General features: G+C 38.0%; 20 protein-coding genes and 1 pseudogene. 16 read left to right on the top strand and 5 right to left on the bottom strand.

Annotated elements, in window-relative coordinates:
* Window positions 1–886: 886 nt before the first annotated feature.
* The 3 genes from E2I05_RS11700 to E2I05_RS11690 all read left to right on the top strand — a co-directional run bounded on the left by E2I05_RS11700 (window position 887) and on the right by E2I05_RS11690 (window position 2167).
* Window positions 887–1165, top strand: a complete 279-nt coding sequence (locus E2I05_RS11700) for a hypothetical protein (RefSeq protein ID WP_133309652.1) — start codon at window positions 887–889, stop codon at window positions 1163–1165.
* 6 nt (window positions 1166–1171) lie between these two features.
* On the top strand, window positions 1172–1711 hold the full coding sequence (locus tag E2I05_RS11695) for a reverse transcriptase domain-containing protein (RefSeq protein WP_133309651.1): 540 nt from the start codon (window positions 1172–1174) through the stop codon (window positions 1709–1711).
* Between the two features lie 75 nt (window positions 1712–1786).
* On the top strand, window positions 1787–2167 hold the full coding sequence (locus E2I05_RS11690) for a group II intron maturase-specific domain-containing protein (protein WP_170179634.1): 381 nt from the start codon (window positions 1787–1789) through the stop codon (window positions 2165–2167).
* 185 nt (window positions 2168–2352) lie between these two features.
* On the opposite strand, the gene yfaE is transcribed toward E2I05_RS11690, so the two are convergent.
* Window positions 2353–2673: a class I ribonucleotide reductase maintenance protein YfaE gene (gene yfaE, locus E2I05_RS11685; RefSeq protein ID WP_121853853.1), complete on the bottom strand. Its 321-nt coding sequence runs from the start codon at window positions 2671–2673 to the stop codon at window positions 2353–2355.
* Window positions 2642–3076, bottom strand: a pseudogene (locus E2I05_RS11680) (ribonucleotide-diphosphate reductase subunit beta); the annotation flags it as partial. The gene yfaE and the pseudogene E2I05_RS11680, both read right to left, overlap by 32 nt.
* 128 nt (window positions 3077–3204) lie before the next feature.
* Here E2I05_RS11680 and E2I05_RS11675 point away from each other — a divergent pair.
* The 9 genes from E2I05_RS11675 (at window position 3205) to E2I05_RS11635 (ending at window position 15051) form a co-directional block, all read left to right on the top strand.
* Window positions 3205–4632 (top strand): site-specific integrase, encoded by a 1428-nt coding sequence (locus E2I05_RS11675; RefSeq protein WP_170179633.1) that lies wholly within the window; start codon window positions 3205–3207, stop codon window positions 4630–4632.
* 1 nt (window position 4633) lies between these two features.
* Window positions 4634–8164, top strand: coding sequence for a VPA1269 family protein (locus tag E2I05_RS11670; protein WP_121853855.1), 3531 nt, complete (start codon window positions 4634–4636; stop codon window positions 8162–8164).
* Window positions 8161–8841, top strand: coding sequence for a hypothetical protein (locus tag E2I05_RS11665; RefSeq protein WP_133309649.1), 681 nt, complete (start codon window positions 8161–8163; stop codon window positions 8839–8841). Before E2I05_RS11670 ends, E2I05_RS11665 begins: the two co-directional genes overlap by 4 nt.
* 76 nt (window positions 8842–8917) lie before the next feature.
* Complete coding sequence (locus E2I05_RS11660; RefSeq protein ID WP_121853857.1) at window positions 8918–9355, top strand: VPA1267 family protein; 438 nt, start codon at window positions 8918–8920, stop codon at window positions 9353–9355.
* Window positions 9352–11514, top strand: a complete 2163-nt coding sequence (locus E2I05_RS11655) for an AAA family ATPase (protein WP_121853858.1) — start codon at window positions 9352–9354, stop codon at window positions 11512–11514. Before E2I05_RS11660 ends, E2I05_RS11655 begins: the two co-directional genes overlap by 4 nt.
* Window positions 11515–12147: 633 nt before the next feature.
* Entirely contained in the window at window positions 12148–13053 is a 906-nt protein-coding gene (locus E2I05_RS22770) for a toll/interleukin-1 receptor domain-containing protein (protein ID WP_121853859.1), read from the top strand.
* 83 nt (window positions 13054–13136) lie between these two features.
* Window positions 13137–13901 carry a HEPN domain-containing protein gene (locus tag E2I05_RS11645; RefSeq protein WP_121853860.1) on the top strand — a complete coding sequence of 255 codons (765 nt, stop codon included), beginning with the start codon at window positions 13137–13139 and terminating at the stop codon, window positions 13899–13901.
* Between the two features lie 125 nt (window positions 13902–14026).
* Window positions 14027–14569: a TIR domain-containing protein gene (locus E2I05_RS11640; protein WP_121853861.1), complete on the top strand. Its 543-nt coding sequence runs from the start codon at window positions 14027–14029 to the stop codon at window positions 14567–14569.
* 2 nt (window positions 14570–14571) lie between these two features.
* Complete coding sequence (locus tag E2I05_RS11635) at window positions 14572–15051, top strand: hypothetical protein (RefSeq protein WP_179952721.1); 480 nt, start codon at window positions 14572–14574, stop codon at window positions 15049–15051.
* Between the two features lie 703 nt (window positions 15052–15754).
* Here E2I05_RS11635 and E2I05_RS11630 read toward each other — a convergent pair.
* Genes E2I05_RS11630 through E2I05_RS11620 form a run of 3 tightly spaced genes read right to left on the bottom strand, consistent with a single transcriptional unit; the run spans window position 15755 to window position 18139 of the window.
* A complete protein-coding gene (locus E2I05_RS11630; RefSeq protein ID WP_121853863.1) occupies window positions 15755–16177 on the bottom strand; it encodes a DUF6957 family protein in 423 nt (140 codons plus the stop codon).
* Between the two features lie 17 nt (window positions 16178–16194).
* Window positions 16195–17610, bottom strand: a complete 1416-nt coding sequence (locus tag E2I05_RS11625) for a DEAD/DEAH box helicase (protein ID WP_121853864.1) — start codon at window positions 17608–17610, stop codon at window positions 16195–16197.
* A 10-nt stretch (window positions 17611–17620) separates the two neighbouring features.
* A complete protein-coding gene (locus E2I05_RS11620; RefSeq protein WP_121853865.1) occupies window positions 17621–18139 on the bottom strand; it encodes a hypothetical protein in 519 nt (172 codons plus the stop codon).
* Between the two features lie 155 nt (window positions 18140–18294).
* On the opposite strand from E2I05_RS11620, the gene E2I05_RS11615 reads away from it, so the two are divergent.
* The 4 genes from E2I05_RS11615 to E2I05_RS11600 all read left to right on the top strand — a co-directional run bounded on the left by E2I05_RS11615 (window position 18295) and on the right by E2I05_RS11600 (window position 22254).
* Window positions 18295–18528: a helix-turn-helix domain-containing protein gene (locus tag E2I05_RS11615; protein WP_121853866.1), complete on the top strand. Its 234-nt coding sequence runs from the start codon at window positions 18295–18297 to the stop codon at window positions 18526–18528.
* Between the two features lie 55 nt (window positions 18529–18583).
* A complete protein-coding gene (locus E2I05_RS11610; protein WP_121853867.1) occupies window positions 18584–18964 on the top strand; it encodes an MbcA/ParS/Xre antitoxin family protein in 381 nt (126 codons plus the stop codon).
* 250 nt (window positions 18965–19214) lie between these two features.
* Window positions 19215–20966, top strand: coding sequence for a type I restriction-modification system subunit M (locus E2I05_RS11605; protein WP_121853868.1), 1752 nt, complete (start codon window positions 19215–19217; stop codon window positions 20964–20966).
* A complete protein-coding gene (locus tag E2I05_RS11600) occupies window positions 20959–22254 on the top strand; it encodes a restriction endonuclease subunit S (RefSeq protein ID WP_121853869.1) in 1296 nt (431 codons plus the stop codon). The genes E2I05_RS11605 and E2I05_RS11600 overlap by 8 nt, the downstream gene beginning before the upstream one ends.
* Window positions 22255–22276 lie beyond the last annotated feature (22 nt).

Raw genomic sequence — 22276 nt, 5'->3', positions numbered from 1 at the left:
AAAAATCTAAAACCATTCTCAACATAATTTTGGTGTGCTTAAATCTAAAAACATCAGTTGAACGCTGAGTATATGAGTAACTGCTTGATCAATAAGATAACTTTATCATCATGGCTTTCACCCAATGAGTGAAGTGCTCTACGCTCACAAGCTTGCTAAAATGACTGCTATCTGTGTTGTAACTTTTGCAAGTAGAATAACTACTTGCTGCAAGCTACGCCTTACTATCAGCCATTTTTTCTACGCTTGAGAACGCAGTCAACTGATGTTTCTAGGGAGCGCCACGAAGCGCTTTATTCTGTTGCGGGATTTGTCTCAACGTATACGCAGCCAAGCGATTACATGGCCATAAACCAGAGACAGCAACGTTATTATTTATAATAAGTCCATCAGGTTGAAACGTACCTGACGGGATAATTACCAGTTCATCCCGAAATCTGACGGGCATGCATAATGGGTAACCGCTATGACATGAAGCCCTGTGACAAAGGCCTTGAATAAAGGTTGAGATGCAATGTAGGCCGCAGCATCAAGCGAATTCAGTTAAGCGTCGTAAATCAAAAAATGAAGATGGGGAGTCTTTCCTAGTTGACGAACCCTGACACAAACAGAGAAGCAACTGGTAAATGCATCTGTTTGATCTTCCGGCGTAATATGAAGTGGCATGTATTGAAGGAAATAAAGTGAACGTGGGAGAGCCTGAGTGTTGGAAGGTAGTGACTTCCACTATCCGAATATAAGGTAAACCGAAATTTCAGATAGGGCGCTCAGGCAGTCGGATGAGCCCATAGTACCGTTAACCGTGAAGACAACATAACTTTACATCAGGGAAGGGGCTCAGTGTTACACCCGTTTTTTAACGTAACTTTTGAGGTGAAATTGCCATATGGCTAACACTCCAGTAAATATCAGAATATTACAGCGAAAACTTTACTTACGCTCAAAGCTTAACTCGGAGCTTCGATTTTACAGCTTGTACGATAAACTCAGTCGCCTAGATATACTCGAAGAAGCCTATCGACGATGCAAAGCCAATAAAGGCGGAGCAGGAATTGATGGCATCACATTCAGTTATCTAGAGCAGCAAAAGAAAGTCGTTGCGCTGTTAAAAGAAATTCAAACTCAATTACAACAGAAAAACTATCGACCTAGCCCAGTCAAATGAGTAGAAATACTCAAAGACAACGGCAAAACGCGGAAACTTGGGATCCCGATAATCAGTGACAGAATTGTGCAAATGGCGATGACAATAGTGATGCAACCCGTCTACGAACCTCATTTACATGAACACAGTTATGGCTACCGTCCATGTCGAAGCGCCCAGCAAGCGGTAAAAGTCATTGAAATGAGCCTAAAACAAGGCTATCAGCACGTACTCGATGCTGACTTGAGCGCCTATTTCGATACCATTCCGCACGCTAAGTTGATGACAAAAATAGAAAGGCGAATAAGCGACAGCAGCTTTCTGAGTTTACTGAAAAGCTTTATCAAAGCGCCCATCAGCATAGAGACGGTCAACGGGAAATGGCGAATAGAAGCAAGCCGATGTGGCACTCCACAAGGCGGAGTTATCTCTCCACTACTGGCTAACATCTATCTCAACGATTTCTGTTTGAAAATACACGAAAAAACACCGTGTAAAATCGTTACCTATGCAGATGATTTTGTTGTACTTCATAAGCAAACCTACACACAAGAGCAACTGGACTGAATAACACAGCAATTAAGTTATGAAGGTCTGAAGCTAAATCAAAGTAAAACCCACTGTGTGGATATGGGAAAGCTGATGAATGAGTTTGATTTCCTCGGTTTTAACTTTCAACGGATCACAGGCCTCATCAAAGGCACCAGTTACATTAAGATACAGGCGTCTAAGAAGAGCCAAACAAAGCTGAAAAATAAACTCAGAGACATAGTGAAGCATCGAACCTCAAATACACTTGGCGTACTGATAAATAAAGTTAATCAAGTTCTGAGGGGATGGAAACACTATTTTGCTGGGATAGGTTATCCCAGAGGTGTATTTTTCAGAATAAATGGATTTGTAGTAAACCGGTTCTATCGCTGGCATCGTCGCTTAAGTCAACGTCGAAGCAAGTATCTATCACGAGGTGCTTACGAAAAATTACGCCAAGCTGGTCTTGAGTATTTACCCACGACAAGATGATAAGCAAAGTGAAGGGGCTGAGAGAAGTGTAACAACAGAGCCGTGTGAGGGAAAACCTCATGCACGGAATCGAAGAGGGGCTGCTGGATAAGCGATAGCGAAGCCAGTAGCCTACTCTACGTAATTGGTATAAGAGAATAACAAAAAGGTTTGGTTATCCAAGCCTTTTTGTTTAGCCATAATCGTTACTGCTCAATGGCGAGTGCTTCGTGTTGGTGCAGTGGTAGTTCTAGATCTAAATCTGTGACTGGAACACAACAGCAAGGTAAACATTCGTCTTCTTCTAATGCAGCTAATGGTTCTTGGACGTAAGTGACACTTCCCGATATCATTTTAGTCTTACAGGAACCACAAAAACCACTTCGACATTCTGAAAAAATTTCGACTTCTTTTTGTTCTAATGCATCAAGCAAAGTAGGCTGCTTATCAAATAATAATACAGGCTGCCCTTTTAATCTGACGATAGGGGGTTTCTTAAAGATCAAAGTCTTCGAACTCACTCTCATCAATGGAAGAGTCAATTTGGCCAACAAGATATGAAGATACTTCTACTTCTTGTGGTGCCACTTGAACTGCATCGCTTTCAAGCCAGTTTTTCATCCATGGTAATGGGTTAGATTTTTCTTGATATGGCAGTTCTAAACCAACGGCTTTCATACGTTGATTGGTGATGTATTCAACGTATTGACATAAGATATTTTCGTTCATACCTATCATAGAGCCATCTTTAAACAGATATTCAGCCCAATCTTTTTCTTGCTCAGCAGCTTTATAGAATAAGTCGTAAGCGTCTTGACGGCATTCAATGGCAATTTCTGCCATTTCAGGATCATCTTTGCCTGATTGCATAATGTTTAAGATATGCTGTGTGCTGTTCAGGTGTAAGGCCTCATCTCGCGCAATTAATCTTTATTAACATATCCCATATATGGGTGCTTTATCCCTTATATCTTTAACTTTCTGAGAATATGTTGACTTTAACTATATTTCTCTTGCATTATTACAATACGCCCTTATCCCGTAAGTTGAAATTAGAGATGAAACTTAAACGCACATCGATATATAGAATCGAATATTATAAAACCAAACAGTTTCCCAATAAAAAGTTTCCGATCTGCTATTTTTGTGATGGCTCGGTTTCTCCATCGCTAATTGCTTTTTGTAAGATGCAAATTGAAATTGGGGGTGGTAGTAATCGAGCATTAAGACGGATCATCATTGTAGTTGCAAGAATCTATCATTTTTATTTGACGCAAAAACAAAAACACACGGAGTGGCAAGAAGAACCTACAAGGCTTTTTCTATCATATTTTTCTGCGAGATTGCATGGAACAATAACATCCAAGAGCGATGAGACTGGTTTATTTTATCAACCCGTTAAATATGATACTGCAAGCAACGAGATCAAGTGCTTTGAAAAATTTCACGAATGGTGCGCTAGGTATCTAAATGTTGTAAATGACCGTGATTATATCGGCTCATTAACAAAGACTTATACGCAAGAACAAAAAAAATCAAAATTTAGCCTGTTAGCACACTTAGACGATGGTAAATCTAAAACTGACAACAGCGGTTCAAAATGGGTTACTCGACAACGACAAGAGTTTCAACAAGATAACTTTTCGCTGAATGGTCATAACTATAAAGCATTCCCACATAATTCCATTTTTGAGTTCATCGATAGTCAAACAAATATAAATTTTAAAGCAGCTATGCTACTTCAAGCCTTTACTGGCTTAAGAGCTAGTGAAGTGCTTCATATTCTAATCACAGATATCGTGCCTAAAAATAGAGGAGGCTATGAGGTAATAGTAAGTCACCCCGTTAACGGAAATACATATTACCCCCTATCAAAACAGGCTATCCGTAGAAAAGATTTGCTCCACAAGTTTGCAGTGCAAGCTAAATCACATGTGGGTTTAGGTGATACTGACATCGAATTTCTTGAACACATGAGGCCTAGAGTTGATCTAGAAAATAAGTACAATTTGGAATGGAAAGGGATGACTTTCCCTAATGTCGATTACAATCCTAAATTCGGATATACGTTGAACTGGTCAAGTGACGCTGCCCATAGGGAATTTTCGAGACTAGTACATAAGCTACAAGCTCAAGCGAGGCGTAATCACCCATACTTATTAATAACTCAAAGTTCGGGCATGCCTCTCACACTTAGCAATTACACGAACACATTTCGATATAAATCAAAAAAGATACTTACATTTGAGATAGGGCCACACTCGCTGCGGCATTTTTGCGGAGAATTTTGTGCTAACGCCCTCAATATGTCAGTAGATCAAACTAAAGACATTCTTCGTCATGCATCAGTGGATTCAACTAATAAATATTATAAAAAATCGAAGCAAAAAATACGTTCTGAAATACTACAACTACACGGTGAGGGTGATGGTAGAGATCTAAGCTGGGAAGAACTAAAACATAAACTTAACGAGGGGTGGTGTTAAAGTGACGGATTTAAGTGAAAAGCTACAAAAGTGGAACGATGTATCTGATATGAAACTAGGTACAGATATGTCCGTATTACAACAAGATACAAGAACGAAGGCTGTATATAACGATTCTCGTGATACTGTATTTATTGACATTGAAGCGTTGTCGAAAGTTGATTCGTTTTACACCACCATGAATGATTTGTCGCTAGATGAGCATGCGGGAAGACTTTCGCACAATAGCGAAAGTAGTGCAACAAAGTTTTTATTTCCACTAACAGAGAATAAATTAAAACAAGTTGGTATATCGTCAAAGAAGGAAATAAGAGAGCATCTACTTAATAACGGTGGCATTTGGGACGACGAGCTTTCCATTTCTTGTGGTGGCGCATTTTTTTCTAGTTTTCTAATCAATATCGATGCCACATTCAAAAACGTGCCGCCATTGGCAGCTGTGAAGTGGCTGCATCATATAGCAGTTGGCACTGTATTCTCCCCTCAGGAAAATTTTGGTACATTAGCAGCCAAACGAGAAACCAATATCGATACAATTATATCATCCCCATTTTATTTGTTTTTGGAAAGGGTTGCGCATAAATACACTGATAAACGTATCGAGCGTTTTTTGAAAGAGCACACATTGCGAGAGCTTTTTGAACAAAAATATATTGGTTATGAGGGTAAGCGGAATCAATTCTTAGACTATATATACATGGTTTGGTCGCAGGCAAAGAGTCTATACACAATAGTTAACCTCTGTAATTCAAATCGAATGATATGTCATTTTCCTTGGTCATTCAAAATAAAAACATTACAGCATTTCCCCCTAGAAATGCTCAACGCTCAGCATCCGCTAAACTATGAAATAGAGAAGTACCTAGAAAGCCCTGAAGGTAGCGCACTCCCTAAAGGTGATAAGTCTGCATTAAGAAAGCTTTATCGGTTTTCATTCCAATCAATGGCCGAAATCCCCCATGACTTTTTTTTAAATATATTTGAGAATATTCGCAATTCAACAGAATACAATACGTCTACTGGGCTAAAATACAAAACCTTTGCAAAGGTATTTGAAACACTCAACGTAGATTTCCCTAAAGAGAAAATCTCTGTTAACACTTTAAAAGTCCTAACTAACAACAATACTAGCCGAGGAAACCCTGACATTGTGTGGGCAAAAGGAAAGATTGATGAAAGAATTCGCATCATAATAAGTGATTGGTTGTATCTAAGCACCAACGCTGCAATTTCAGATCGCATAAATATATTTCTTGATTATTTGATTTCAATTAACGAGAACGGTGCATCAGTAAACGAATTATCTTCTCTCAGACCTACGCTTTTTTTTGATACTCTTGAAGTGGAAACACTACCAACATTCCACACTTATTTACAATCTATTCAGAAAAGCCCCGTATCACAAAGAAGCACTTGGGGGACAATCTTGCAGTGCTTAACTTGGTGTTTCAACAAACTCTCTATGGAGTTAAAACACCATATACAATGTCCCATGCCCGTCGTAAAAGATATTTTTCCTATGCGCAATGATAATCCAAAACAAACTTCACGACGTGCTATGCCATCAAATTTTTATGAAGTCCTTCTTGAAGTTGCTACAGAAAATGACTATGAAAACTCAAAAAGCACTCAGCGGATTTCTGTTGTTAACAACGAAACTGGCGAAACAGAAATAGTCGAGTTCAAAAATATAGCTAGAATCATCCATTTATTACTTCTTGTGCCGTTGCGATCTCATCAAGTGCGCTGGTTAGATGAAGGGCTTCTCGATATGATGCTATTCGACTATGAACAATTGAAGTATGTGCCCAACCCATATAAACATCTAAAGAACTTTCGATACAAGGACGGTAAGAGTCATCACGAGAAATTCGGGGCTACGGGAGTATTAAGAGCAAGCAACGATAATGATATTGAATCCATTTTGTTGTTTATTAACACAAACAAAACAACCCTCGCATCTGCCCGAAAAAACGGTACACATGGTTATGAGCTAAATTGGCCTGCGCAAACTGGCATACCTAACGTTGATAAGGTTTATGAAATTATTCAAGAGCAGATGAAGTTTAACCGTGTCTATGCGGCATCACCGATGTTCACAACGCCTGTCAGCAGTGTTGATGAAGATGCCAAAAAATACAATATAAGTGAATGGGATCATTTACCTAAACATGTACCGCTCTTCCGAGACATTAGGTTTAGCAAAGTATCTAAAAAGGTCAAGGTTGATAAAAACAGTGACACAGAAAACCTTTATCTACCGCCATCCTCAGATGCCGTTCGAAAGGTATTTTACAATCTGCTTGACATTGCTGATAAACGATACAAGGAATATTACCCCGAGTACAAAAATCGAAATGTCGCATACGATAGCAACGGTAATCGTATTTTCGATGTCCATACCCTACGAGTGTACGGCATAACCTCTCTTTTAGAACAGGGGTTGTCTGTAGATACAGTTCAAGCTCTAGTGGGACATGCTACTTCAGTTATGACGATTTATTACAAAAAGCTACTATCTGAAGAATATAGAAGACAGTTGTTCGTGGCTAAGTCTCAAAACGGCATGGCCAATTTAAACACGAAGCGATTTTTAGATAAAGAAGGTAATGATTTAATTGCTATTTTTGATGTAGCTAATGACTTTGAGGACATAGACGAGGTACATCATCCGAAGAATTTCCATCATGGTATGCCAATAATCTTGAACGGGGGGGTATGCTTTGGTTTTAACTGTGATGAAGGAAGGGTTTCAATAAAAATAACTAAGCATGGGGAATCTCAAGTTATAGAGGCCAATGAATATCAAAGATGTGGGTTGTGTCGTTTTTTCAAGTCAGGGCCAGAGTTTTTATTAGAACAGATTTATTATTATAACCTTGTTGGCTCGAAGATATCAGAATTTATAGATAAGCGGGCAAGATTAATCCAACAGTCAAAAGAAAGATATAATAGTAAAGATTCTGAATGCGCTCAGATCGCTTCGCATCAGATCAATTTTAGGATTGATGATACAAACCTCGAACTTGCCAAGCTCATTCAAGAACGAGAAAGAAGAGAACATCTTCTTAATGCCTCATTAGAAAAAGCCCAAATAAAAAATTCTCTCAAAAACCTTTTACCTTCCCTCTGCGATAGCACAGAAGTGCGGGTTGAAGATACAAAAAACCTTATTCTTGATAATGACCTCGAAAAACACATGGAGATTGCGACACAAGGTATGATCCTTGGTATTGATGGTGACGAAGAAACTATCCCAATGAGAGAATTACAAAAACTATACAACAAGCTAGCAGACATAACTAAGTCGCCCAATGCGTTGCTGTATGTACCTGATGATGATGTGAAGCGTGCTGCGATACTGTACAAGATACAACAGGTTACTGAAATTATAGGTCGTACATTCACAAATGAAGAATATGAAAACCCTCAATTACTTTTAGATAAATTGCAGTTAGATACTTCTGAAAGAATTGGATTAGCACTTAGTGAGTTTGATAAAAATAGTATCATATCTATTGGAGAGAAATGATGACGAACACAATATCAGCCGACAAAATTGTTGATAGCATTTTAGATGAAGTAAAGGACAGTAGGTTTGTTCGATCAATCAGAAACGTACAAATGGCGTGTAAAGACTTAATTGCTAAAAAACTATTATTGACTCAAAAATCAGTAGCGGAAAGAATTTCTGCGCTCTACGGTGGTAAACCATCAAGAAAGACAATAGACAATGATCCCAAAGGACTCTACAAGAAAATCATTAACGCATATGCTAACTGCAACCCACCAAACAAGAGTGCTAAGACCAAACATCCTACCGATAAAGCTAAAGGGAAAAATGGAGACTTACCCCTAGACGTCAGAATGTACATAGCTCAACTTGAGGAGCAAGTAAATCTTTTAAACACTCAATTAGACAAATTTTACAAAGAGCATACAGAAACAACCACGCTTGATCTGAGACAGCTAATTCATGAAACACCAAGTGAAAACGGGACAATTGAGGTATCTAAAAATAACCAAGGACTATCATCATTACAAAGAGAAGCAATTACGATTTTAACGGGAGAACACGAGGATATAGGAGGTGACTTACTTGAGGTTAGAGGGGAATTGCCATCAAGACAAGCAATTGACGTTGAAACTGGGCAAGTTTCGTTGTTTTCACATCATTTCATAGAGCTTAGCAAGCTATTAAAAAAGTAAAGAATGCTAGCTCAGTGCGACAACCCATCAACACTCATTAATGTAATTACAAGATATAGATTGGAGGTGCCCTACAATGACAAACGGACGACAAAAAGCAGAGCAAAACTTGCAATCATTTGAAGTATGGAAAGCTACTCAGACTGACGATGATTTCAAGCAAATAGTATTTAGAGGGCAACTAAATCGAGGGGATGTTGCAAAAGCTGTAGGTTGTGGTAAATCAGCCCTCAACCAGAATCCAGCATTGAAAGATGCGTTAATCAATCTTGAAGATTCATTACGTGATAAAGGTGTACTGCCGAAACTGACTGAGACTGCCCTAAAGAATGTCGGTAAGCCAAAGCAATATGACAACACTGCAAATCGAACATTGCTCACCTCAAAACGAGCATCTGCGTTAGAAGCTGAAAATATTGAACTGAAAGCCAAAATCAAAGAGCTAGAAAGCAAGCTAGAGCGGTTTGGCGAGTTAAATGAAACGCTATCTGAAATGGGGTTCATGCCACGATGAATATTGCATTGCATGAAGAACAAATGCGCGTCACCAGTATCCGTTACAGTTCTACTAATATGGTTATATTCAGCGGCGTGCCATTGGCAAAAAACTCATACAAAACCAGCAGTGGCAAGTATTATGTAACCATAAAAGTCAAACCTGATAAAATGCCAATTCCACTCGCACTCGGTCAACACTGGACAGTAAAAGGTGCCCGATTAGTCGAAGAAAGGAAGACTGGTGATTACGTGATGCAACAGCATACTTATGAATCTCCTGAGCACATCCAATGTAACTTACCTGAAACAGGTGAGCAGTTAATTCGTTTCATCGCAAGAGAAGGTGACTTCAAGGGTATAGGTGAAAGCAAGGCAAGAGCACTCTGGGAGCTACTAGGAGGAAACTTTCACTCTACTGTTAAAAAAAACTCGCCAGAATCAAGACAGAAACTCAGAGAGGTTCTTAGTGAAGATTGTATCAGTACTTTATACGAAGGTTACGCTAAATATAAAAATCTGGCTTACTGTAACTGGATGACTGACCACAAGATACCATCAAGTGTTCAGCAGCGTTTATTGAAGCATCATGGGGAAGAGTCAGTCGTAGCTATAAAATATAATCCGTATGTACTGATTGGCTTTGGTATGTCGTTTACGGATGTTGATAAACAACTCGAATTAGAACAGTTTAAAATATCAAATTGTGACCCTCGTAGACTCAGTGCGGCACTCGAAACTGCTATTCGAAAAGAAATTGAAAAAGGCCACACATATACCACCAAAGCGAATTTGAGGCCATATCTAACCAGACTTCTCAAGGATAAAGAGTTAGTTACCGAGGCATTCAAAGCTGGGCACAACAAAGCACAATACATTCTTAACCCTGAAACTGGGACATACCATCCCACCGCACAGCTGCTGATGGAGAATGTCGTTGCCAAGCGACTTAAATCCCTCGCTAATCAAAACAACTTTTATGACGAATATGCAAATTCTGCATATTGCTCGGCGGTTGATGAATTGCCATACGAGCTAACGAAGAAACAAATTGAAGCAGTGACAACGTGTTTAGACAATGCTGTAAGTTGCATTACAGGTGGTGCGGGTACAGGTAAAACGACGGTGCTTAGAACCGCACTTAGAGCCTACCATCAAATGGGATTTGAAATACATGCGGTAGCGCTGAGTGGAAGAGCGGCTATGCGATTGCATGAGTCAATTGGTTTTATCACCTCAACTATTGCTAAGCTATTGCGTGAAGAGCCTATAGAACCAAGATCAGACAAACAAAAGCACCTGTTGGTAATTGACGAAGCCAGTATGATTGATTTACCAACTATGTATCGTATTGTTAATCATATTCATCCTTCAGTTCGCATTGTAATCACTGGCGATCCTAATCAGCTTCCGCCCATCGGTTGCGGCAAGGTACTTGCGGATATTGTTTTGTCAAAAGCCATTGCTAGCACCAAGTTAGATATCGTTAAGCGACAAGAAGGATCAACTGGCATCCCTGAATACTCCAACCTAATTAACTGTGGGATCGTGCCTGAGCAATTAAGTGCAGGCGCTATCCACTTTCACGAAACGACCAAGAGCGACATAGCCAAAGTGTGTTGTGAATTGTATAAGCAGTCACCAAGAAATAGCCGTGTTATGGCACCAACCAAAGCACTTGTCTCTGAAACTAATAAACTTATACAAGAGACTGTTAACCCAAGCGGCCAAAGACTTGAGTTTGAAATGCACGGTGAGCGTTACTTTCAAAACCTAAGATTAAATGATGTAATTTTATTTACACAAAATCACTATGATAAAGGCATTCAAAATGGTTCTCTAGGCATACTAACAAACTTAGCATCGTCGGGAGAAAGCTACGGTGAGGTTACTTTGGATACAGGTGATAAAGTTGAAATCACACAACCAGTACTTGATTGTATAGAGTTAGGTTATGCAATAACTCTTCACAAAGCCCAAGGCTCACAATTTCCTAGAATTATTATTGCACTGGATAAAGGTAAAATCGTTGACAGAGCATGGCTATATACAGCAATTACAAGGGCTGAAGCTGAAATTCATATAGTTGGTAGTGCCACAGATTTTAAATCCGTGACGCATCAACCAAGCAACTCAAACAAGCGCAATAGTTATCTCGTTGAACTATTAAAAGCATAAAAAGTTTTATTGCATGCATTGTCATCAATATAAGTTACTTAACCGAATAAACTGGATTACCTGTTAAATTGTGACAAATATACAGTCAGTCGACTCAGTGCTGAGCAAACAGAGCTTTTGATAGCCTATCTAACAAAATTCATTTTCACTCATACGTATTAAATTGACAGTTATATTGATGAACTCTTTTGTGGAATATATGATAGTAGGGCTTTATTGTAGTGAGGCACTAAAGAACCATACTAAATGAGCTGTAATGTTGTGTTTTCTAGCACATTCTGCCACTTTCCTTGTTGGCAATGCTCAACCATTGCAATACTATTTCTATTGATTAGCCGTTAAAATCATGTTCTTTTTGACAGACACAAGTAGTGACGAAGTAGGCCTAACGATTAATATTTATAGTGGTTCGTTCTATAAAACTGGTTAAAATGCTATTGTGATAAATAGCGATGAAACAGGTCTTGGATAACGTGCCAGCATGTTTACAAGAAGACAATAATTAATGTCTGATTCTTAAATCATTAAAACAATAAGTTATGCGTAATCTGGCCTTGGATATCAAATCACATTAATGAGCAAGAGCATGATTAAAACGTTATGTCTTCTCTAAAAATTTAACATGGAGTTTTAGTGTCTATTTCAACAATAAGTAGTTCCATAGCAAGAACTCGAAAAGAGGTGGCAGATCTCCACCATAAAATCAGTTTAGAAACAAAAAAAGAGTCCAATTGTGGCAGCCGGATTAATCAGATAAAGCGAAGTATTACAAAAAGTACCAGTGTCTCTACGTTAAAAAGTAAGGCTGCTGAAGTAGATAGAAAGAATAACGAAATAACTCAAGCTCAAATAAAAAAGGCTGATCTGCATAAAAAATTATCAGATAAAGAAGGGAAACTATTAAAATTAAAACAGGATCTTTTGAAAGAAGAAGAAAAAGAACGAAAAAAACAAGCAGTGATTGAAGAAAGAGAAAGAAAAAAGTTACTAGATTTAGAAAAAAGGCAGCAACGAGAGCAACTTGCGCACCAAAGGAATTTACAGGCTGAAATTAGCGTAACTAAAGCAATGGCCTTGAATGTTAATAGCTCTATAAATACTACTATGGCTTTGCCTGATACTGAATACGACTTATTCATATCGCATGCATCGGAAGACAAAGATGAATTTGTTCGCCCCTTGGCTGAAACCCTAGAGAATATGGGTGTTAAAGTCTGGTACGATGAATTCACATTGAAAGTGGGTGATAGCTTACGAAAAAGCATTGATCATGGCTTAGTTAAATCAAAATTCGGCACAGTGATCTTATCTTCGGCGTTCTGCTCAAAGAACTGGACTCAGTATGAGCTAGATTCTATGGTTGCAAGAGAAATGAATGGCCACAAAATGATATTACCTATATGGCATAAAATATCGAAGGATGAAGTGATGAGTTTTAGTCCTGCACTTGCTGATAAGGTTGCGTTAAACACATCTCTCAGTAGTATTCAAGAAATTGCAGATGAGCTTTCTGAAGTTATTCTTGGAGTCGGGGCATAATAAGCTGCTGCAATCTGACTTCCGACCATAGTCACTTTTTGTCCAGCAAAGCAAACATAACGCCCACACGTAGAGGCCTAAGTGTGAAAAAGATTAGAAAGAAAACAGATAAACTCGTTGATGAGTTAATCGATCTTCGAAGTAGTAGAAAGTCTATTGATGACTTTTGTTCTTCACATCAAATCAATTTCTATGAAAATTGCCGCTTGATGCATTCATTTGTGTCAAATGATGAGAAAAATAAAGATCTCTTAATAATTGCATATCGTCAATACTATGTGTTTCTTGTCAGTTGTTGGGAGACATTCTTTCGTGATGTTTTCGTATATATTCACACAAAAAATGAAAATCTTACCAATCGTTTATTGAAGAAGATGAAGCCAGCAGCTGACACATTTGATGAGTGTGATATCGCTTTGTCAGAATTGTTGAGTAAAAGTTTTAACTTTCAAAACGTCAAGGATTTAGAAGAAGCCTTCGACGATTTATGGGGAGGTAGCTTTTTACAGAATATATGTACAACAGATATTGGAACTTGTGGGATTAGTGGGCAAGTATCAGGTGAATTTGTCGTGAATAACTTTTTTGATGATTGGCATGAAGTTGTAAATAAGACCTTTTCAATTCGACATAAGGTAGTACATGACGCCAATTATAGGCCTGAAGTTGATATTCAGTTTATTCAAAAAGCCGAAGCTATTTTTCTACTTATTCCTCAAGTGGCCACACATTTCATAGCACAAAAATTCAGTTTTAAAAGGATAGCCTTTTCAAAAAATGGGCAATATTTACCATATATATTCACTGTATCTGAAATACTATCGGATGATTGGGTGGTAATAGATTGATAAATACAGACGCATATAACCAGCATCTGCAATCTGACTCCGCAAATTGTCAAGCTTTTTGTTCCAAAAATCCTGCCAGCTTGCTACGCAGTTGAGCTGGGCGTTAAATTTCCTAAGGAGAGTTCATGAGTAATCGTCACAATGTTTTCATCAGCTACCATCACAAGAATGATGAGGGGTATAAAACTGAGTTTGAAAGGTTGTTCTCTGGAGTGTATGACATTCTGGAAACTAAAGCAGTGAGTGATGGAGATATTGATCCTTATATCAAAACAGAAACCATCCGCCAAAAAATTAGGGACGATTTTATTCGCTCAGCCAGCGTAACTGTTGTTTTAATTGGTTCAGAGACGTGGAAGAGAAAACATGTAGATTGGGAAATATCCTCTAGTATTCGTGACACTCAGCTTAACTCAAGGACAGGTTTAATTGGTATTATACTCCCTACGTATCCACGAACAGATACAAGTAAGTATAGTAAAGGAACAATTCCTCCAAGATTGCAAGACAACATAGATTGTGGTTTTGCTAAAATATACAATTGGTCTAATGATTCATATGAAGTGCAAAAATGGATTCATGAAGCTTTTAAACGGCGCAAACAAGTTAATCCTAATAACTCTCGCGAAATGTTTAGGCAAAATCGCTCCACATCGAGTTGGTGCTAATTATGAAATTTGGACAGTGGTTAGATAATTGGTCTATGACATCCCTCAAAATAAAAACTCCCTTTTTAGATATGGAGTGGAAACCTCAGGAAGAGGATAAAGCAGCTGCTTGGGATCTTTACATTGAGTTACTAACTAGAATAACCACCCAGAAGCTGGATGATAATCACGGAGACGAAAAGACAGCTTTAACGAGTGTTTTTTCATTATTCTCCATTACACGTGATGTCATGAAAAGTAATGGGCGGCACTGTATTGAGTTTACAAAAATTGCTATCATCGTGCTTAATCAAATAGTTAGACCATTCACAGCTAAATGGCATGGTTTGTCTGTGAATGGAGCATTTAATGATCAAGAAAAATGTGAAGAATTCAGAGTGGAACTGGCTGAACTTCAAGGGGTGTTGAAAATATATACAAAAATGTTAGCTGATATGGCTGGAGTTGAAGATCTTACTGAGCTTGAGAGTGACGAAATTTAGCAAGGGCAAGCACCCAGAAAATTTACTCGCTTCGCTCCAAAAATTCCGGTGTTGGTGGCGTTTATTTTATTCAAAGCGTATTTACCTAGCCGCCGTTGTACGCACTCCTGTTTTAAGCATCTGTTGTAAGCCCTAACTGGTGTTTTTATAGTTAGTAGTGACTATCGAAATTTTATGATCATAATTTGATTTTAGAGTTACTTTTTCTAATGCAATCTGTTAATTATGAACTGAAACCGAAACACATTCATGTCCAAAAGCGTGTTTCGTTCGGTCTGATACGTTATTACTTAATTTTTCTTGTAAAAAATGCCTTTAAGAGCGAATCAGTATGAAACTTTAGACTTTCGATAGCTAAAGTTTCAACGTACTAATCAAGGCTACAGAGCGATTGAGGATGAAACTTTTTACCCTACCATATTTATAGGCAATCAGGTAAAGTTACAAACAAATTCACTAATCAACACCTTACTCCTTTGAGAATAACTTTCTCGTGTTAAAAAGAAACTGAATTAAAAGCACCAAACCTGAAGCTTGAAGAAATCCTATGTGAGGTAATGAGAACAAATCAGGTACAACCCAGTTCCAAAGTAAGTATACAGGCACAGCAGAAATCAAAAGGTTCGCCGATACAAAAGCTAGAAATAACAGAGCTATTTCATATAACTTCATAAACTTCTTATCCTAAATCAATTCAAAAAACCTAGAACAGTGACAACGCAACATCCAAGCTAACAGACTTCCTCATACCTGAGCCAACTAATAAATACACGGTATTCTTTGTTTCAAAAATGCAGTTATCAGTAAACTTGGTTAGGAAAGACGTTCTTACCCAGTCGCCATAATGAAATCGTCCTGCTTCATCCTCGATCACAGTGTCAGCTTTAACCATAACGGGGTGAAGTCTGTTTTGAGTTAGTAAGTCGAGAGTATTTTTGGGTACATCTATATCCCACCATAGCCAATTTTTTACAATGCATACCTTCTTAGACAATATAAGAGTATGAGATAGAGCCCTATATTTTTCGACATCATCCTCGCTACAACCAACATCAAAGTGGTCTCCTTTATTACAAAATGCAGATGATGTACGTTCTAACTTATCCAAAGAATCAAGAGGAGACATAGCAATTCCTTAAGTAATTAATCTATTGGCGATAAACCAAGTTCAAGAGTTTCTTGTTTGAATTTTCCAAAAATATTCAACGTCTTTTCATAATTATCTGTTAACTCACTGTTATTTTTAGTTTGTACCGTAGGTAAAGTTGCATCACACTCAAATTCTATATTATTAAGTTCAATACCTTGATCCGCTATTATTGGTGGCTCTTGGTAAGAGGTATTCTCTGATTCGCCACTTATGCAGAGCGAAGGTGTCATTTTTTCGAGAATAACAATATCAGCTTCATCAGGTATGTCATCGGCAATACGATAAGCGTATTCGACTAGCTTTGGTTCGGCAGGCATGAACATAATTGATTCTTGATTTTGTTGATCCGTCATTCGCATGTTCCGTCCGAGAATCTGCCTAAAATGCATTTCAGTTTTAATTTTAGTGAGGTGGCAAGTAACTTGAAGACGAGGAATATTCGTTCCTTCGCTGATCATGCCAACCGAAACGACCCATTTACTGCTTGAGTTTCGATACTGCCGTATTAATTGGGTAGGATCATCTTCCTTGTATGTAATAGTCGTAGAGTCTTCCCCCAATTGTGTTTTCATTAACAGAGCTATTTTGTGAACATGCTCTATCGACGAAGCGACAATTAAACCACCAGCAGCAGGATTCACTGTTCGAACCTCATCCAACTTGTTGTTGGCTCTTTTCAATATGTGGAGCAATAACTTCTCATTTTGTATTACTTTGTTATAAGGAAAAAGTGAGTTAGAGAAGAGATCATTAAAAGAAGAAAACGACTTCTCTCCATCTTTCTCAGTGACCGAAATATGGTCGTTATCAACAGCAATTATTTGTGGGGTACGACAAACACCATCAAATACGGCTCTAGATATACCGTAAACATAATCACACTCAATTTTGCTAGTACGACTCGCATATCTAGACAGCACGATAGGAGCGGTGTCTGAACGCCAAGGAGTACCTGTCAAGGCAATTGAAAATTCAGCTTTTCCTTGAATATTCAAAATAATCTGTTCCCCCCAAACATTAGCGTCGTTGGTATTTGAACCAGCACAATGGTGAATTTCATCAAAAATAACAAATACTCGTTGATCACTAAAAAGCTGCCAAAAACTATCATCAAGATATTGCATACTTTGATATGTAAGAGATTGTCCTTTTGAACCTAGTAGCCCGTCAAACCTGTGACCGATCACCATTTCTAAGATTGAGCAAAAATCAGCACAAACAACAGAGGAAGGCGAAAAGCAAACAATAATATCGATTAGGTTTTGTATGAGTAACTCATTTGCAAGACCACAAGCCATAACCGTTTTACCTGCACCGGGAGAGGCTAATGTTAAAAAGTTTTTTTGACCATTTTCATATTTTTGGATCGCAAGGTTTATGCATTCTGTCTGCCAGTGACGTAGTTTCATAATATTTCTGCTATTCAACTGATAATAAGTTTTCCACTGCTTTTATTTTACCGAGCAACTTGCTATTGCGTTCTCGTACCTCATTGTATTTTGGTTGCAATTTAGACTGAAGATCAGGAAATTGACCATATAAAGTTTTATATTCATCAGCTTCACCCAAGCCTATTAATAGTGAGTCTTTATAATCGTTACGGCGTTTATTTAAGGTTTTACTTAAATTGCTTTCATCACTTTTTTGAGTTGTCTTATTTGTGTTCACAATGGTCAATGGCTTTGTGATAATTGCATCAACATCAAACTTTTCCGTTTTGATATAAGAGGTGATTTTCCTTCCTTCTGAAACAGATTTTATCAACCACTCATTTTTAACTAATTTTGTCAGTTGGGTATAAACAAATCGACGTGTGGCATCGGGATCAAGGTTTTTGTCATCACTTAAGGCTAAAAAGGCAGATCTCATTTCAATAGCCGTAAAATAATCAAAATTGGGCTGAATAATAATTTGTGCAACTAGATGATGTAACTTCATATTTTTCCTCCTAACAACTTAAAAAGAAAAGAACATAAAATCCGCAAACAATATAGAGAATCTGGACTGGTGTTAAACTCCGTGGTGTTATAATACTCATGATATTTAAAGATGCAATATGTGATAATTTTTTGTTTGGATCGAATGGATATCCAATGAGTGACCCAAGACAAGAATTTTCTGAAAAATTAAGAAGTTTAAGAACAAAAAAAAATATTTCTCAGGAAAAATTAGCAAAACTTACAAAAATTGACCGAAGTTATATGGGACGTGTTGATCGTGGTGAGGTAAATCTTACATTCGATACACTTCTAAAAATTGCAAAAGCACTAGAGTGCCAGCCAGCAGAGTTAATGCCCCACATCGAATACAACAAAGATAAGACTTGAATAAAGTTTAGAAGTGGTATTATTGTGACAAATCAATGTACACGCAGAGCATAATTTGAATTTACCTGAAGCTAACAATAATGAGTCTATTGTAGGGTTTAAAGCCGCTATTAAGCTTTTGTCCTCATGGGACTGTGAAGAAAAGCAAATTAAAAACATCTTAAATTTAGACGAATTATCATTCAAAAAATTTAAAATGAGCCCTGAAAATGCATTGCTAAATAATGAGCAGCTTTTGCGTGTGAGTTACTTGCTTAACATACATTCGGCATTACGAACTGTATTTGAAAACCCTGACAATGTTGTTGGTTTTATGTCGATGAAAAATAACAATGAATTTTTCAATGGTCATGCTCCTATTGAAATACTCGAAACAGGTAAACTTGAAGATTTCAAAAATGTTGTAGATCAAATTGACAGGCTTATATTGGTATAGCGAATTTGCATGGCCTAAAGATATCAGCTGTATAGCTAAACGATGGCTAATGGCTTTAGGTAAAATCATGCAGATAAATGCTTTATTCTCAGCACATTCAAAATATAAAATAAAGTCACAAAACTCATAGCCCAATCAGCAACAACTTGATAAATTACCCTCCAACTTATTAAACTCTTTTTTGCTTATCTGTTACCCAGTTATGTGAGTAGCAAGTAAGCCTAATGTCACATTAAAGCACGCATTAACTATGACAAAAATCACGCTTCAACAATTAGAATCTTTTTTATGGGAAACTGCCGATATTTTACGTGGCAATATGGATGCCTCTGAATTTAAAGACTACATCTTCGGGATGATGTTCTTAAAACGTCTTTCTGACTCATTTGATGAAGCAAAAGAAGCTGTGGTTGCTCATTACTTAACAACAGGAAAAAGCCAACAGCAAGCTGAAGAACTCGCACAAGATGAAGACGAATACGACAGCACCTTTTTTATTCCTGAAAACGCTCGTTGGCATGTGCTTAAAGATTTAAAGCATGACATTGGTTCTGAGCTAAACAAAGCCACCGAAGCGATTGAAGAACACAACAGCTCACTTGAGGGCGTATTGATCAGTATTGATTTCAATATCAAAAACAAATTATCCGATAAAAAACTGCGTGATTTACTGTCACACTTTAATAAATATCGCTTACGTAATTGCGACTTTGAACAACCTGATTTACTCGGCACAGCTTACGAATATCTGATCAAAATGTTTGCTGACTCCGCAGGTAAAAAAGGCGGTGAATTTTATACCCCAAGTGAAGTGGTGCAATTATTAGTCGCACTGCTAAAACCTCACGCAGGTATGCGAATTTATGACCCAACCGCAGGGTCGGGCGGAATGTTGGTACAAACCCGTAACTACCTTGCGGCTAATGGCGAAAACGCAGCCAACTTGTCACTTGCTGGACAAGAGATGAACCTAAATACGTGGGCGATTTGTAAAATGAATATGTTTTTACATAGCGTATTCAGTGCCGACATTCGTAAAGGTGACACCCTGCGTGATCCACAACACACAGAGCATGGACAGTTAATGAGCTTCGACCGTGTTATCGCCAACCCACCATTTAGCCTTAAAAAATGGGGTAAAGATGAATGCGATAACGATGGCTTCGGTCGATTCCCTTATGGCACACCACCGAAAGATGCAGGTGACTTAGCCTTTGTACAACACATGTTAGCCTCTATTAATGACGAAGGCATGGCTGGCATCGTAATGCCACATGGCGTGTTGTTCCGTGGTGCGAGTGAAAAAGCCATTCGCCAAGGCATGTTAGAAGACGATTTATTAGAAGCCGTAGTCGGTTTACCGTCAGGCTTATTTTATGGCACTGGCATTCCAGCGTGTTTGCTTATCATCAATAAAAACAAAGCCGCTGCACGTAAAAACAAAGTTTTGTTTATTAACTCAGAACTTGAGTATGAAGAAGGCAAAAACCAAAACAAACTGCGTAAGCAAGACATTGAAAAAATCATCACCACCTTTGACGCATACCAAGACATAAAGCGTTACGCCAAAGTGGTAGACATTAGCGAGATTAAAGAAAACGATTTTAACCTTAACATCAGGCGCTACGCAGACACGTCACCTCCACCAGAGATTTATGATGTTCGAGCCATATTGCATGGCGGTATTCCAGTACGTGAAGTGCAGAGCGACTATATTCAAGAAGAAATTCTGGCAGGCTTTGATGTGCTGACGGTGTTTACTCCTCGGCATTCCCGCGAAGGCGGGAATCCAGACTATTACGACTTTAAAGTTGAAATCACCTCAAAAGAAGACATTCGTATTCTTGTAGATAAGAGTGCAATAGATGCAGACTCAAGTGTTATTGCTCAACTAGAACGTTGGTGGAATAAGTACAAGGTCTCGTTGCATGAACTGGATGAGCAAGTAATAGCAGCCGAAACAGAAATGCATGGTTACTTGAAGGAATTGGGTTATGAGTAATTTAATTCCTGATGATTGGAAAGTAACCACTCTTGAGTCCAATGCCATTTTGATTACTGACGGTTCACACTTTTCACCTGCAACAGTTGATAATGGTTTACCTATTGCTACAGTTCAAAATATGAGAAGTAGGGACTTCGATATAAGTTCATGCAGATTAATTTCTCAAGACAGTTTTGATGAACTCGAGCGAGGTAACTGTTTACCATTAATTGGTGATGTTTTATTTTCTAAAGATGGAACTATAGGTAAAACTTTTGTTTATCGTCAAAAGAATAGAGTGGTTCTTCTATCTTCGATTGCAATAATTAGATTGAAACAAAATAAACTCAATTCTGATTATTGTTCACAGTATCTTCAATCGTCTTTGTTTTATAAGCAGCTTGAAAATGCAAAGTCAGGTTCAGCCATTAGGCGTGTTGTTTTAAAGGATATTAAACTATTAGAGTTACCAACCCCACCACTCCCAGAACAACAAAAAATTGCCAAAATCCTTACCTCTGTTGATGATGTGATTGAAAAAACACAAGCGCAAATCGACAAGTTAAAAGACCTGAAAACAGGCATGATGCAAGAACTGCTCACCAACGGTATCGGACACACTGAATTCAAAGACTCTCCAGTCGGTCGGATTCCTTCTGGGTGGGAGGTTAAGTCTATCGAAGAATGTAAAGTTAACGTCTTGGATGGCGATAGAGGGAAAGAGTATCCTAATGACAAAGACTTTTTAGGGCATGGTCATTGTTTATTTCTATCCGCAAAAAACGTAACCAAATCCGGGTTTTCATTTGATACAAAAGTATTTATCACTCTGGAAAAAGATGAGTTATTGCGTAAAGGAAAGTTACAACGTAATGACTTAGTTATAACTACTAGAGGCACACTTGGCAATATTGCATATTTTGATGAAAATATCCCATACGAGCATTTAAGAATAAACTCTGGAATGGCTATTTTAAGAAATGAAGGAAATATTTTATCAACTTCATATTTGAATTTATTACTAAATTCTCCCTTAATAATTGAACAAACTGAGTTACTGGCATTTGGTAGTGCTATTCCACAACTAACAATTGGTTTGCTTAAAAATTTAAATGTACCTATCCCTCAAATTCAAGAGCAATATTCGATAGTAAAAACAATCGAATCCATATCGAGTAAATCTTACCTCTTAATTAAAAAGTTAACATCACTAAAATCGACTAAAAAAGCACTCATGCAAGATCTGCTCACAGGCAAGGTACGAGTCAATACCGAATCAACTAACACAGAGGTAGCGGTGGGCTAGTCATCGCTGTTGCGGTGTGAGT

Source organism: Parashewanella spongiae, from assembly GCF_004358345.1.
Lineage (GTDB): Bacteria > Pseudomonadota > Gammaproteobacteria > Enterobacterales > Shewanellaceae > Parashewanella > Parashewanella spongiae.
This window is presented reverse-complemented; position numbering and strand designations above follow the sequence as displayed.